The organism is Methylibium sp. T29-B, assembly GCF_000576225.1.
Lineage (GTDB): Bacteria > Pseudomonadota > Gammaproteobacteria > Burkholderiales > Burkholderiaceae_C > Methylibium > Methylibium petroleiphilum.
The window spans coordinates 1-13,027 of record NZ_AZSN01000108.1; the positions used below are offsets into that span (position 1 = coordinate 1).

10 protein-coding genes and 4 pseudogenes are annotated in these 13,027 nt (G+C 70.3%); 9 read left to right on the forward strand and 5 right to left on the reverse strand.

The genetic code is table 11. The annotated features are described in order from the left end of the window. Positions 1–325: 325 nt before the first annotated feature. Together Y694_RS15355 and Y694_RS15360 are read left to right on the forward strand one after the other, a co-directional pair. The gene (locus tag Y694_RS15355) at positions 326–679 is read left to right on the forward strand and encodes a DUF1428 domain-containing protein (protein ID WP_036234024.1); all 354 of its coding nucleotides are present in this window, start codon (positions 326–328) and stop codon (positions 677–679) included. 62 nt (positions 680–741) lie between these two features. Then, positions 742–1,236, forward strand: a complete 495-nt coding sequence (locus Y694_RS15360) for a LapA family protein (RefSeq protein ID WP_036234025.1) — start codon at positions 742–744, stop codon at positions 1,234–1,236. A gap of 13 nt (positions 1,237–1,249) precedes the next feature. Here Y694_RS15360 and Y694_RS15365 read toward each other — a convergent pair whose 3' ends face one another. Then, positions 1,250–2,266, reverse strand: a complete 1,017-nt coding sequence (locus Y694_RS15365; protein WP_036234026.1) for a 1-aminocyclopropane-1-carboxylate deaminase — start codon at positions 2,264–2,266, stop codon at positions 1,250–1,252. 142 nt (positions 2,267–2,408) lie between these two features. Here Y694_RS15365 and Y694_RS15370 point away from each other — a divergent pair, with 142 nt between their 5' ends. Then, entirely contained in the window at positions 2,409–2,930 is a 522-nt protein-coding gene (locus Y694_RS15370; RefSeq protein WP_036234027.1) for an Lrp/AsnC family transcriptional regulator, read from the forward strand. A 256-nt stretch (positions 2,931–3,186) separates the two neighbouring features. On the opposite strand, the pseudogene Y694_RS15375 reads toward Y694_RS15370, so the two are convergent. Next, positions 3,187–4,280 (reverse strand): annotated as a pseudogene (locus tag Y694_RS15375) (fatty acid desaturase). A 198-nt stretch (positions 4,281–4,478) separates the two neighbouring features. Between Y694_RS15375 and Y694_RS15380 the strand changes: the two are divergent. Next, positions 4,479–5,687 (forward strand): annotated as a pseudogene (locus Y694_RS15380) (multidrug effflux MFS transporter); the annotation flags it as partial. A 462-nt stretch (positions 5,688–6,149) separates the two neighbouring features. Here the strand turns inward: Y694_RS15380 and Y694_RS23575 are convergent. After that, positions 6,150–6,500: a zinc ribbon domain-containing protein gene (locus Y694_RS23575; protein ID WP_011831166.1), complete on the reverse strand. Its 351-nt coding sequence runs from the start codon at positions 6,498–6,500 to the stop codon at positions 6,150–6,152. Positions 6,501–6,519: 19 nt separating this feature from the next. Then, a pseudogene (locus Y694_RS15390) lies at positions 6,520–7,188 on the reverse strand (acetamidase/formamidase family protein); the annotation flags it as partial. On the opposite strand from Y694_RS15390, the pseudogene Y694_RS15395 reads away from it, so the two are divergent. The 5 genes and pseudogenes from Y694_RS15395 to Y694_RS15415 form a co-directional block, all read left to right on the forward strand. Continuing rightward, positions 7,116–8,332, forward strand: a pseudogene (locus tag Y694_RS15395) (ATP-binding protein); the annotation flags it as partial. The pseudogenes Y694_RS15390 and Y694_RS15395 sit on opposite strands and share 73 nt — an antisense overlap. Further along, entirely contained in the window at positions 8,316–9,236 is a 921-nt protein-coding gene (locus tag Y694_RS15400) for a response regulator transcription factor (RefSeq protein WP_036234028.1), read from the forward strand. The pseudogene Y694_RS15395 and the gene Y694_RS15400, both read left to right, overlap by 17 nt. Positions 9,237–9,412: 176 nt before the next feature. Next, a complete protein-coding gene (locus Y694_RS15405; protein WP_036234029.1) occupies positions 9,413–10,576 on the forward strand; it encodes a homoserine O-acetyltransferase in 1,164 nt (387 codons plus the stop codon). 106 nt (positions 10,577–10,682) lie between these two features. Continuing rightward, positions 10,683–11,267, forward strand: coding sequence for a methionine biosynthesis protein MetW (metW, locus tag Y694_RS15410; RefSeq protein WP_011831156.1), 585 nt, complete (start codon positions 10,683–10,685; stop codon positions 11,265–11,267). 188 nt (positions 11,268–11,455) lie between these two features. Beyond that, entirely contained in the window at positions 11,456–12,265 is an 810-nt protein-coding gene (locus Y694_RS15415; protein ID WP_036234030.1) for a TenA family transcriptional regulator, read from the forward strand. A gap of 84 nt (positions 12,266–12,349) precedes the next feature. On the opposite strand, the gene Y694_RS15420 is transcribed toward Y694_RS15415, so the two are convergent. After that, the coding region (locus tag Y694_RS15420) for a TolC family protein (RefSeq protein ID WP_036234036.1) at positions 12,350–13,027 on the reverse strand (678 nt) is incomplete at its 5' end.

Below are 13,027 nucleotides of genomic sequence, written 5' to 3' on the forward strand. Positions count from 1 at the left end.
CCTCGTGCGCGTCGATGCGGGCCAGCGTGTCGTCCGCCAGCGTGGCGGCGTCCAGCGTGCCGGCCGCGAGGCGGGCGATCGTGCCCGGGGGGCTGCGGTCGGCGGGGTGCGGGTCGGTCTCCACGGGGGTCTCCTGTGTTCCTGTGTATTGCCGCGGCCGATCGTAGGCGCATGTCGCACCCGACGGGTCGGGCATTGCGGCCGGCGTAGGCTGAAGCCTCGGACCGGCGCTTCGCCATCGGATGCAAGCGTCCGTCGCACGCTGTCGATTCCGGGGGCGCTCGATCGTCGTGCCCCTATCACCCACTCGAGCAGGAGAAGCGCGATGAACTATGTCGATGGATTCGTGTTGGCCGTGCCCACCGCCCAGCGCGAGGCCTACACCCAGATCGCCCGGAAGGCTTCGGAGGTGTTCAAGGACCACGGCGCGCTGAGCGTGGTGGAGTGCTGGGGCGACGACGTGCCGGAAGGCAAGCTCACGTCGTTTCCGATGGCGGTGAAGCGCAAGGACGACGAGACCGTGGTGTTCTCGTGGATCACCTGGCCCGACCGCCAGACGCGCGACAGCGGCATGGAGAAGTCCATGGCCGATCCGCGCTTGAAGGATGGCATGGACCAATGCCCCTTCGACGCCCAGCGCATGATCTTCGGCGGCTTCCAGGTGATCGTCGAGGCCTGAGCCGCGCCGGGGCGGCCTCGGTGTATGGTCGGCCCCCCGACATGCACCGAGGAGCCGCATCGATGAACCTTCGCGCACTGGCGATTGCCGCGGCCGTGGCCGCGCTGGGGCTGTTCGCCCTGCTCAACTGGCCCGCGATCACGGCGCCGACCGCGCTGACCCTGGGCTTCGCCGAGGTGAACGCGCCGCTCGGCCTGATCCTGCTGGCGGCCAGCGGCGTGCTGGTGGCGCTGTTCCTGGTCTACATCGTGTTCCAGCAGGCCGGCGTGATCATGGAAGCCCGCCGCACCGCGAAGGAACTCAAGTCGCACCGCGAGCTGGCCGACACCGCCGAGGCCTCGCGCTTCACCGAGCTGCGCGCCTTCCTCGACGGCGAGCTGCGCCGGATGGAGGCGCAGGGCGCCGCCACCACGCGCGAGCTGGGTGCGCGCATCGAACAGCTGGAGCGCCAGCTGCAGGAGCAGCTCGCCGAGTCCACCCGCACGCTGTCGGCCTACGTAGGCGAGGTGGACGACAAGCTCGACCGCCTGTTGCCGCCGCCGCAGCTGCCGCGCTAGCCGCGGCGCCGCCTCAGCCGTTGCGGAACAGAAAGCTGTAGGCGTTGAGCGCCGGCACGCCGCCGAGGTGGGCGTACAGCACCCTGGAGCCGGCGGGGAACTCGCCGCGCCTCACCTTGTCGATCATGCCCTGCATCGACTTGCCCTCGTACACCGGGTCGGTGAGCATGCCTTCCTGGCGTGCGCACAGGCGGATGGCGTCGAGCGTGCCCTCGCTCGGCAGGCCGTACTCGGGGCCGCCGTAGCGGGTGTCGAGCACCACGTCCTGCGCGGTGATCTCGCGGCCCAGGCCCACCAGCTCGGCCGTGTTCTGCGCGATGCGCAGGATCTGCGCGTGGGTCTGCTCGGGCTTGGCCGAGGCGTCGATGCCGATCACGCGCTCGGCCCGGCCGTCGGCCGCGAAGCCCACCACCATGCCGGCCTGCGTGCTGCCGGTCACCGAGCAGACCACGATGTAGTCGAACTTGAAGCCGAGCTCGGCCTCCTGCGCCCGCACCTCCTCGGCGAAGCCGACGAAGCCCAGGCCGCCGAGCCGGTGCTCGGAGCAGCCGGCGGGAATGGGGAAGGGCTTGCCGCCAGCGGCCCGCACGTCGGCCATCGCCTGCTCCCAGCTCGGGCGGATGCCGATGTCGAAGCCAGCGGCGTCGAGCCGCACGTCGGCGCCGAGGATGCGTGACATCTCGATGTTGCCGACGCGGTCGTACACCGCGTCGGCGTAGTTGACCCAGTTCTCCTGCACCAGCACGCACTTCATGCCGAGGTGGGCCGCCACCGCGGCGACCTGGCGCGTCTGGTTGGACTGGATGCCGCCGATCGACACCAGCGTGTCGCAGCCCTGCGCCAGCGCCTCGGGGATCAGGTACTCGAGCTTGCGGGTCTTGTTGCCGCCGAAGGCGAGGCCGCTGTTGCAGTCCTCGCGCTTGGCGTAGAGCTCGACCTGGCCGCCGAGGTGCGCACTCAGGCGCTTGAGCGGCTGGATGGGCGTGGGCCCGAAGGTGAGCGGATGGCGAGGGAAGCGCTGGAGGTTCATGGCGGGGTTCCTGCGAGGGCGAAGACGATGGTCGTCATCTTAGGAAAATTGCCTGAAACCAGGGTTGCAAAGAAGTCCGTTATTGCGCAGCATAGAAAGGCCGACCGGCCTGAATTAAGCTTTGAATTGCTCGAAATAAAAAATGTGCGCAACAAAAGTTCGTCAACGTGTCGCGCCCTCTCGTGCGACGACACCACCGCCCCCGGCGAGCCTGGACCGCACCGACAAGGCCATCCTGCGCGCGCTGCAGCGCGACGCTTCGGTGTCGAACGTGGCGCTGGCCGCGAAGGTGAACCTCAGCGCGCCGGCCTGCCTGCGCCGCGTCGAGCGGCTCAAGCAGGCGGGGCTGATCAAGGGCATCGTCGCGCTGCTGAACCCGGCCGCGCTGGATGCCGGCATGCTGGTGATGATCGGCGTGGTGCTGGACCGCTCCACACCCGATTCCTTCGCCGACTTCGAGAAGGCCGCCGCCCGGGTGTCGGGCTGCATGGAGTGCCACGTGGTGACCGGCGAGTTCGACTACTTCATGCTGGTGCGCACGCGCGACAACGACAGCTTCAATCGCCTGCATGCCGAGCAGCTGCTGCACCTGCCGGGCGTGCGGCAGATCCGCTCGTTCATGGTGCTCAAGCAGGTGCTGTCGACGACGCAGTTTCCGGTTTGATAGGCGGTTGCGTTCGAACAGACGAGATGGGTGCGCGTCTGGCGCGAGATCAGGCCGGCGGGGCGCTCTGGTGCGCTCATGTCCCCCGCCGCCCGCCCCTGCAGGCCGGGCGGCTCCTCCTCTACTTCGCTTCGCAGAGCGCCCCACCGGCCTGATCCACCACCGTCATGGGTGTTCGCCGTCGCAGCTCACATTTGTGTCGGCCACTCGATGGCCTCTGCCACCCCACACATCGACGACGCGCAACGCAAACGCTTCACCCCGCAGCCAACGGCGTGCTGGTCCGGCGACCCGAAAAGTCGGTCCAGCAACCCGCCTCGAAGTCGTAGAGCTTGCAGCGCCGCGCGGTGTCGGCGTACCAGCGCCACGAGAACGGCTGCACGACGATGTGCCCCGCGAGTCGCTCCTCCAACAGCTTCTGTGCCCGCTTCAGCCGGTACAGCGGCACGCTCATGTCCACGTGGTGCGCGGTGTGCTCCATGATGTGGTGCAGCGCGCTGCCCATGAAGGAGCGGAAGGTCAGGTGCACCGTGGTGGACACGAAGGGCTGGGCGTCCGCCCAGCGCCGCTTGTCCTCGTACCACGCCACGCCGGTGTGCGTGTGGTGCACGTAGACCACGAAGCCGATCATGCCGTTCCAGAACACGAAGGGCAGCACGAAGCCCGTCAGCACCAGCAACGTGGCCGACTGGCCGGTGGCCGCCGCGGCCGCCACCAGGCCGGCGATCCATGCCGCCGCGCCCGCGACCACCAGCACGCCGTCCCAGAAGAATGCCGCGCGCCGCGTCGGCATGGTGCGCCGGTTCGGGAACAGCAGCCGGTTCCACCAGATCTCCACCAGGTAGTAGAGCCAGGGTGCCCAGCCGCTGCGGTACACGCGCTCGAGCCTGCGCCGCCAGCGCGGCAGCGCGCGGTAGGCCTCGAGCGTGCGCGGCTCCCAGACGAAGTCGAAGCCCTTCAGGTTGGTGTAGCGTGGTGCACCACGTTGTGCCCCACCTCCCACAGGCTGTAGGGCGTGAGCGAGGGCAGGAACACCAGGCGGCCGAGCCAGCGGTTCAGCCGACGGTGCGGCGTGAGGCTCTGGTGGCAGGCGTCGTGGCCGAGGATGAACAGGCGGCCGATCACGAAGCCGGCCGCCATGCCGGCCAGCAGCTTCATCGGCAGCGTCTCGAACGCCACGGTGGCGGTCAGTGCGGCGCCCAGCAGCAGCAGGTCGACGAGCGTCAGCGCGAGCGCGTAGGCCGTGCTGCGCGAGGCCAGCGGCGCCAGCCAGGCGCGGATCAGCTTGCGGTGGGGGATGGCGCTCGGGGCGGCGGACGGGGGCGCGAGGTCGGGACAGGCAGCAGGCATCGGAGGCGGGTGGCGCGAACGCAGGCGGATCGGAACGCCGAAGGCTAGGGCCGCGGGCGGGGGCTGTCCTTGACGGCGGTCAAGCGGGCGCGCCGGACGTGTGCGCTCGTTGCCCGTGCGCGCACGCCGCGCACGCGATTCGGGGATGATCGGCGGCTTCGGCGCTGGCGGCTGCCCGCGTCCCCTCTTCCTTCCCCGATGAATTCGACTTTCCTGCGCAGGGCCCTGGTGCTGGGCCTGCTGTCCTCGATCGGTCCGTTCGCGATCGACATGTACCTGCCCGCGCTGCCGGCTATCGGCAGCGCGCTGCAGGCCGACGTGCACGCGGTGCAGATGAGCCTGATGGCATTCTTCGTGTCGTTCGCGATCAGCCAGCTGGTCTACGGCCCGGCCTCCGACATGTTCGGCCGCAAGCCGCCGCTGTACGTCGGCATCGGGCTGTTCATCGTCGGCAGCGTGGGCTGCGCGCTCGCGCCCGACATCGGTTGGCTGATCGCCTTCCGTTTCCTGCAGGGCCTGGGCGGCGGCGCGCCGATCGTGGTGCCGCGCGCCATCGTGCGCGACCTGCACACCGGCGTGGAGGCCACGCGGCTGATGTCGCTGCTGCTGCTGGTGTTCAGCGTGTCGCCCATCCTCGCGCCACTGATCGGCAGCTTCGTGATCGACGCCGCCGGCTGGCGCGCGATCTTCTGGGCCGTCACCGGCATCGGCGTGGTGGGCCTGCTGCTGGTGGCGCTGACGCTGGAGGAGACGCGGCCTGCCTCGCAGCGCACACAGAGCGATGTGGCGAGCACGCTGCGCGCCTTCGCGCTGCTGCTGCGCGACCGGCATTTCCTGGGGCTCACCGCGATCGGGGCCTTCGGCATGGCCAGCTTCTTCATCTTCCTGGCCAACTCGTCGTTCGTCTTCATCGGCCACTACGGGCTGACGCCGCGCGAGTACAGCCTGGCGTTCAGCGTGAACGCGGCCTCGTTCATCGGCGTGTCGCAGTTCGCCGGCCGGCTGACGGCACGCTTCGGCCTCGCGAGCATCGTGCGGGTGGCGGTGCTGGGCTTCGCGCTGTCGCTGGGTGCGCTGCTGGCGTTCAACCTGGCCGGCATCGACCGGCTCGACGTGATGATCGTCGTCATGCTCGTCGGCTACGGCTTCCTCGGCTTGGTGGTGCCCACCACCTCGGTGATGGCGCTCGACGACCACGGCGAGATCGCCGGTGCCGCGTCGGCGCTGATGGGCACGCTGCAGCTGGTGCTCGGTGCCGTGGTGATCGCGCTGATGAGCGGCTTCGCCGACGGCAGCGCGCGGCCGATGGTGGCCGGCATGGCGGCCGCGGCGCTGTGCGCGCTGCTGCTGACCTGGCTGACGCTGGGCGGGCGTCGGTCGGCTGCGTCCGCGGCGACGCGGCCTGCAGCTGAGCCGTCGCGACGCTCAGTCGGACGGCGAGGACGAGGACGCGCCCGAGCCGCCGACCGACTTGAGCTTCTGCCCGCCGCTCTCGATCACCTCGCCGGTCTTGCGCACGCCCTTGCGGACCGCGCGGCCGGTGGCCTCGGCGCCGGTCTCGATGGCTTCGCCGGCCTTGTGCGCGCCGCGCTCGATCGCGGCGCCGGTCTTCTTCGCGCCACGCTCGATGGCTTCGCCGGTCTTGACCGCGGCGTTCGACACGGCTTCGCCGGTCGCGCTCGCGGCCTGTTTCACCTTGGATGGTTCCTCTGCGGTCACGGCGGCCGCGCAGGCGATCAGGCAACGGCGATGACGGGGGTCTTGCGCATTGGCTCGCTCCTCGCGGACGGTGCGCCGGCGTCCCGCGGGGCGCCGGCCAGTCGCGATTCTGCGCGAACCGGTCGCGCTGCCTGTCGCAGGGTGTGTCCGTCAGTGGCTGATCATCCACGGCCGCTTGCTCGGGAAGGCCTTGGCGCCGTTGGCCGCGGTCACCGTGGCGCCGCGCCGCGTGGACGCGCCGGAGGAGCAGCAGCCGCAGCCCGACGGGTGCCGCAGGCGCTGGTAGTCGCGCGAGCTCTTCGGCTCATGTCGCGCGCGCTCGTTGACCTCGATCGCGCTGCGGGTGCTGCCGGCCATCAGCGCCAGCCGTGGCGCGCTGACGAAGACGCGCGGCGACTCGCGCTGGCAGTCGGGGCAGGTGGCCGGCTCGTTGCGGGCGGACAGCGTGCGGAAGGCGTCGAAGCCGCCGCACGCGGGGCAGGCGTAGTCGTAGGTGGGCATGGCGGCGGCCTCGGGGGACTCAGAGGTCGGGCGACAGCGGCATGTCGATCGAGCCGTCGAGGTACTTCACCGGCCCGGCGGCGCTGGGGTTGATGTCGAAGTCGAAGATCTGCGTCGGCAGCCACAGCGTCGCGCAGGCGTTCGGGATGTCGACCACGCCGCTGATGTGCCCCTGCACCGGCGCCGTGCCGAGGATGGAGTGCGCCTGCGCGCCGGAGTAGCCGAACTTCTTCAGGTACTCGATGGCGTTCAGGCAAGCCTGGCGGTAGGCCACGTGGACGTCGAGGTAGTGCTGCTGGCCGTGCTCGTCGACGGAGATGCCCTCGAAGATGATGTAGTCGTTGTAGTGCGGCGTGATCGGGCTGGGCTTGAAGATCGGGTTCTTGATGCCGTACTTGGCCATGCCGCCCTTGATCAGGCTCACCTTCATGTGCACCCAGCCGGCCATCTCGATCGCGCCGCAGAAGGTGATCTCGCCGTCGCCCTGGCTGAAGTGCAGGTCGCCCACGCTGAGGCCGGCGCCGTCCACGTACACCGGGAAGTAGATCTTGGAGCCGCGTGACAGGTCCTTGATGTCGCAGTTGCCGCCGTGCTCGCGCGGCGGCACGGTGCGCGCACCTGATGGGGCTGATCGACGGCCTGCTCGACCTGGCCCGCATCGAGGCTGGCCGGTTGCGGCTGGAGCCGGCGGCGCTGCCGCTGCCGGCCTTCCTGGACGAGCTGGTGCGCATGGTGCAGCCGCAGGCGCAGGCCAAGCGCCTGGCCTTCGTCTACACGCACAGCGGCCGCATGCCCGCGTGGGTGCACGCCGACGCCAAGCGGCTGCGGCAGATCCTGATCAACCTGCTGAGCAACGCGGTGCGCTTCACCGACGAGGGCACGGTGACGCTGCACGTCGACTGCCGGCGCGAGGTGGTGCGCTTCGACGTGGTGGACACCGGCATCGGCATCGCGCCGCAGGACCAGCAGCGCATCTTCATGCCCTTCGAGCGCGGCGCGGCGGGGCGCCGGCGTGGCGAGCCCGGCACCGGCCTGGGCCTCACCATCACGGCGCTGCTCACCTCGCTGATGGGCGGCGAGCTCGGACTCGTCAGCGCACCCGGGCGCGGCAGCACCTTCAGCGTGCGGCTCTACCTCCGCGAGGTGAGCGACCCCGGCCCGCAGGCCGAAGCGCCGCGCCAGGTGGGCGGCTACGTGGGTCCGAGGCGCACGCTGCTGGTGGTGGACGACCAGCCGGTGCAGCGCCAGATGCTGGCCGGCATGCTGGCGCCGCTGGGCTTCGTGCTGCGCGAGGCGGCCAGCGGCAGCGAGTGCCTCGACAGCCTGCGCGAGGCGGTGCCCGACGCAATCCTGCTCGACATCACGATGGACTACCTCGACGGCTGGCAGACCGCGCGGCTGGTGCGCGACGCCGGCTACACGCTGCCGATCCTGATCGTCTCGGCCAACATGTTCGAGAACCAGCCGAGCGCCTGCTGGCCGCGCAATGCCAGGCCTTCATCGGCAAGCCGGTGATCGAGTCGGAACTGATCGCGACGCTGCAGCGCCACCTCGGCATCGAGTGGATCGCCGCGCACGCGTCGACCCTGCCGCCACTGCCGCCGGAGGCCCCGGCCGACCTGCGCCGCCTGCCGGCCGAGGCGCGCACCGAGCTCTTGCGGCTGGCGCAGATCGGCCACGTGCACGGCCTGCGGCGTCAGCTCGACGCGATCGAGGCCAGCGATGCGCGGCATGCCGCGGCCTGTGCGCGGCTGCGCGCCTGCCTCGCGGCCTTCGATCTCGAGGGTCTGCAGGCCTGTCTGACGGAGGCCGCCGATGGACAGCCGGCCTGAACCGCCGCAGCCCGAGACCGCGCGCCCGGTGGTGCTGGTGGTCGACGACGCGCCCAGCAGCCTGGGCATGCTGTGCGACACGCTGGAGGACGCCGGCTACACGGTGCTGATCGCGCGCGACGGCGAGGCGGCGCTGCAGCGGCTGCGCCTGGTGGTGCCCGACGTGATCCTGCTCGACGCGATGATGCCGGGGATGTCGGGCTTCGAGACCTGCCGCGTCCTCAAGGCCGACCCGGCGCTGACGCACATCCCGGTGATCTTCATGACCGGGCTGTCGGAGACCGCGCACGTGGTCGAGGGCTTCGCGTGCGGCGGGGTCGACTACGTGGTCAAGCCGATCCGTGCGCCCGAGGTGCTGGCGCGGCTGCACACGCACGCCCGCAATGCGCGCATCACGCGGCTCGCGCGCGAGGCGGTCGACGTGGCCGGGCTGGGCGTGCTGCTGGTCGACGCGCACGGCCGCATCGCCTGGCGCTCGCCGCAGGCCGAACGCTGGCTCGCGGCCTGCGGCCCGGACGGTCCGGGCGACGTGATCGCGCCGGCCGAGGCCGGCACCGAGCGCGTGTTCCAGATGCCCGGCCCGCTCGCGCCGCAGCGCCTGACGCTGCGCAGCCTGGGGCCGGCCGGCATGGGCGAGACGATGTGGCTGCTGGAGGCGCAGCGCGGCGACGGCAGCGACGGCGCCGCCTCGCCGTCCCGGCTCAGCGCAGCGGCGCTGACGCCGCGCGAGACCGAAGTGCTGTCGTGGCTGGCCAAGGGCAAGACCAACCGCGACATCGGCGACATCCTCGGCGTGAGCCCCCGCACCGTGAACAAGCACCTCGAGCACATCTTCGAGAAGCTCGGCGTGGAGACGCGCGCGGCGGCGGCGGCACTGGCGAGCACGCAGTGGGGTGGCGATTAGGGCTGTTCGACGCGACCGGAGGGCTCGCTATACTTCCGCTCACAGCGCCGATTTGATCCGGATTGCGGGCGCTCAACAAATGCAGCTAAAGAGGGGCCCTCGACCGTTCACCACCGTCACCCGGCCTCGCTAGCGCAGCGACGCCGGGTTGTCTTTTTCTTGGGTTGAATATCGGGATGGCTTCGGTCGGCATCGTCACTCCACAGTCCCTGCGCCTGAACGCGCCGCTGCCGCTGCGCAGCGGTGCCGTGCTCGACGACTGCACGCTGGTCTACGAGACCTACGGCACGCTGAATGCGGAGCGCAGCAATGCCGTGCTGGTGTGCCATGCGCTCAACGCCTCGCACCACGTGGCCGGTCGCTACGAGGGCCAGGACAAGAGCGAAGGCTGGTGGGACAACCTGATCGGGCCTGGCAAGCCGCTGGACACCGACCGGTTCTTCGTCATCGGCGTCAACAACCCGGGCTCCTGCTTCGGCTCCACCGGGCCTGCCTCCACTGACCCGAAGACCGGCCGGCCCTACGGCGCGGACTTCCCCGTCGTCACCGTCGAGGACTGGGTCGACGCCCAGGCCCGGCTGCTCGACGCGCTGGGCATCGAGCAACTGGCCGCGGTGATCGGCGGCAGCCTGGGCGGCATGCAGGCGATGAGCTGGACCGTGCGCTACCCGCAGCGTGTGCGGCACGCCATCGTGGTGGCCTCGGCGCCGAACCTGTCGGCCCAGAACATCGCGTTCAACGAGGTGGCCCGGCGCGCCATCGTCACCGACCCCGACTTCCACGGCGGGCACTTCTACGCCCACGGCGTGGTGCCCAAGCGCGGCCTGCGCGTGGCGCGCATGGTCGGCCACATCACCTACCTCAGCGACGACGTGATGGCGAGCAAGTTCGGCCGCCAGACACTGAACCCCGAGCTCGCCTACAGCACCCAGGACATCGAGTTCCAGATCGAGAGCTACCTGCGCTACCAGGGCGACAAGTTCAGCGACTACTTCGACGCCAACACCTACCTGCTGATCACGCGCGCGCTCGACTACTTCGATCCGGCGCGCGAGTTCGACGGCGACCTGAGCCGTGCGCTCGCCGGCGCCACGGCGAAGTTCCTGGTGGTCAGCTTCACCACCGACTGGCGCTTCTCGCCCGAGCGCTCGCGCGAGATCGTCAAGGCCCTGGTCGACAACCGGCGCGACGTGAGCTACGCCGAGATCGACGCACCGCATGGCCACGACGCCTTCCTGATGACCGACGCGCGCTATCACAACGTGCTGCGCGCCTACTTCGCCCGCATCGCCGACGAAGCCGTGGCACCGGCAGGTGGGATCAAGGGGTTCGCGGTATGAACGAGACGATGCAGAGTCCCCCGCGGGCCGAGCGCCGGGCCGCTCCCGAGCCGGCCCGCATCCCCTCGGGGGATCGGTTGGCGTGTGCGCCAGACGAGGGGAGGCCATGAGCGAGCGGAAGGACCTGGAGCTGATCGCGCAGCTCGTGCCGCAGGGCTCGCGCGTGCTCGACCTCGGCTGCGGCAACGGCGCGCTGCTGGCGCTGCTGCGCGACACCCGCGGCTGCACCGGCTACGGCGTCGAGCTCGACGACGCCAAGGTGCACGACTGCGTGCAGCGCGGCGTCAACGTGATCCAGCGCAACCTCGACGAGGGGCTGGCCATCTTCGCCGACCAGGCCTTCGACGTGGTGCTGCAGCTCGACACGCTGCAGAACCTTCGCAACACCGAGGCGATGCTGATCGAGACGGTGCGCGTGGGCCGGCTCGGCATCGTCAGCTTCCCGAACTTCGCGCACTGGCCCAATCGCGTGTCGGTGCTGCGGGGCCGGATGCCGGTGACCAAGGTGCTGCCCTACCAGTGGTACGACACGCCCAACATCCGCGTCGGCACCTTCGCCGACTTCGAGGTGCTGGCTCGCAAGAACGGCCTGCGCGTGCTCGACAGCTTCGGCCTGCAGAACGGCCACGCGGTGCGGCGCTGGCCCAACCTGATGGCCGGCACGGCGCTGTTCAAGTTCGAGCGGGCCTGATCTGGCGCAAGGCGCATCCCCCGGGAATACGAAGACCTTACAGGGGTCGCGAGTGTGGCGCGGATGTTGCATCCGTGTGTGACGCAATGCGCGCGGCGTCACAGTTTTCGCTTATTGTCGCGACTGTCGGCACGCGTCGACCGAGATGCCCGTGCCGTTCAATGTAACCAGAGACGAGGAGCGTATTCGTGAGCGATGACTTCATTCGGGAAGGGGAGCTGACCGACATCCGCAGCTATCCGGCGTGGGCGCAAGACCTGGTCGAGAGCTGCGCCGAGACGCGCGAACGCGTGGCCTCGCACGAGCTCTTCCATCGCATGCGCGACAACGAGCTCGACGCCAACCAGATCAGCACCTTCCTGGTCGGCGTGTGGCCGGTGATCGAGCAGTTCCCGCAGTACATGGCGCAGAACCTGCTGAAGCTGCAGTACGGCCGGGCCCGCGGTCACGACCTGGCGCGCCGCTACCTGATCCGCAACATCCGCGTCGAGCAGAACCATGCCGACCACTGGGTCGAATGGGCCGTCGCCAGCGGCGTGAGCCGCGACGAGCTGCTGTACGGCGAGGTGCCGACCGAGACGCACGCGCTGTCGCACTGGTGCTGGCACACCTGTGAACGCGACACCCTGGCCGCCGCGATGGCCGCCACCAACTACTCGATCGAGGGCGTGACCGGCGACTGGTCGGCGCTGGTCTGCTCGTCCGACGTGTACGAGCAGAGCTTCCCGCTCGAGGTGCGCGCCAAGGCCATGAAGTGGCTCAAGCTGCATGCCAAGTACGACGACACCCATCCCTGGGAAGCGCTCGAGATCATCTGCTCGATCATGGGCACCGACCCGACGCAGCGCGGCGTGTCGCTGATCCGCTCGCGCGTGCTCAAGAGCTACGAGTACATGCGGCTCACGCTCGACTACTCGCTCAACGCCGAGCAGGTGGCCACCATCCCGGGTCAGCTGCTCTCGCTGGTCTACCCGGAGGAGCGCAAGCGCGCGGCCTGAAGCGTCGGATGACCGGCCTGCGCCCGCCCATGGGCGGGGCTCACGGCCTCGCCAGGGTGCGAACCCGGCGAGGCCGTGTTGTTTTCAGCGGGGGTTGTTGCTGCTGACGGCCACCGGCGCGGCGGCGGCATCGGTCGGGGCGGTCCAGCCGCCGCCCAGCGCGCGGTAGACGCTGACCAGCGCGGTGGCCGTGGCCACCTGGGCCTGCACCAGCTGGTCGCGGCTGGCGAGCACCTCGCGCTCGGCGTCCAGCACCACCAGGAAGTCGGTCACGCCGGCGTCGTAGCGGAGCCGGGCCAGCCCGGCGGCCTCCTCGGCGCTGCGCGCGGCGCGGTCCAGGCGTTCGGCACGCTGCGCGTTGCGGGTGAACTGCGTCAGCGCGCCTTCGGTTTCCTCCAGCGCGGTCGCCACCGTCTGCTCGTAGCTCGCGAGGCTGGCCTGGGCTCGCGCCTCGCTGGCGGCGATGCGCGAGCGCACCCGGCCGAAGTCCAGCACGCTCCAGCTCAGGCCCGCGCCCAGCGAGTAGATCGCCGATTCGCTGCGGCCCAGGTCACCGAGCGTGGCCGCATTCAGGCCCAGCAGGCCCGACAGCGAGATGCGCGGATAGAGATCGGCCTTGGCGACGCCGATGTTGGCGGTGGCGGCGGCAAGCTGGCGTTCGGCGGCGATCAGGTCCGGACGGCGCGCCAGCCAGGCCTCCGTGGTGCCCAGCGGCAGCGCCGAGAGGTCGGTCACCGGCAACCCGGGCAGCGCGGCCGGCGG

Bases quoted from the DNA above. Each gene is read 5' to 3' on its own strand.
- Y694_RS15400 (WP_036234028.1), top strand. From the start codon at position 8,316: ATGGACAGCCGGCCTGAACCGCCGCAGCCCGAGACCGCGCGCCCGGTG.
- Y694_RS15360 (WP_036234025.1), top strand. From the start codon at position 742: ATGAACCTTCGCGCACTGGCGATTGCCGCGGCCGTGGCCGCGCTGGGG.
- Y694_RS15355 (WP_036234024.1), top strand. From the start codon at position 326: ATGAACTATGTCGATGGATTCGTGTTGGCCGTGCCCACCGCCCAGCGC.
- Y694_RS15405 (WP_036234029.1), top strand. From the start codon at position 9,413: ATGGCTTCGGTCGGCATCGTCACTCCACAGTCCCTGCGCCTGAACGCG.
- Y694_RS15370 (WP_036234027.1), top strand. From the start codon at position 2,409: ATGTGCGCAACAAAAGTTCGTCAACGTGTCGCGCCCTCTCGTGCGACG.
- metW (WP_011831156.1), top strand. From the start codon at position 10,683: ATGAGCGAGCGGAAGGACCTGGAGCTGATCGCGCAGCTCGTGCCGCAG.
- Y694_RS15365 (WP_036234026.1), bottom strand. From the start codon at position 2,266: ATGAACCTCCAGCGCTTCCCTCGCCATCCGCTCACCTTCGGGCCCACG.
- Y694_RS23575 (WP_011831166.1), bottom strand. From the start codon at position 6,500: ATGCCCACCTACGACTACGCCTGCCCCGCGTGCGGCGGCTTCGACGCC.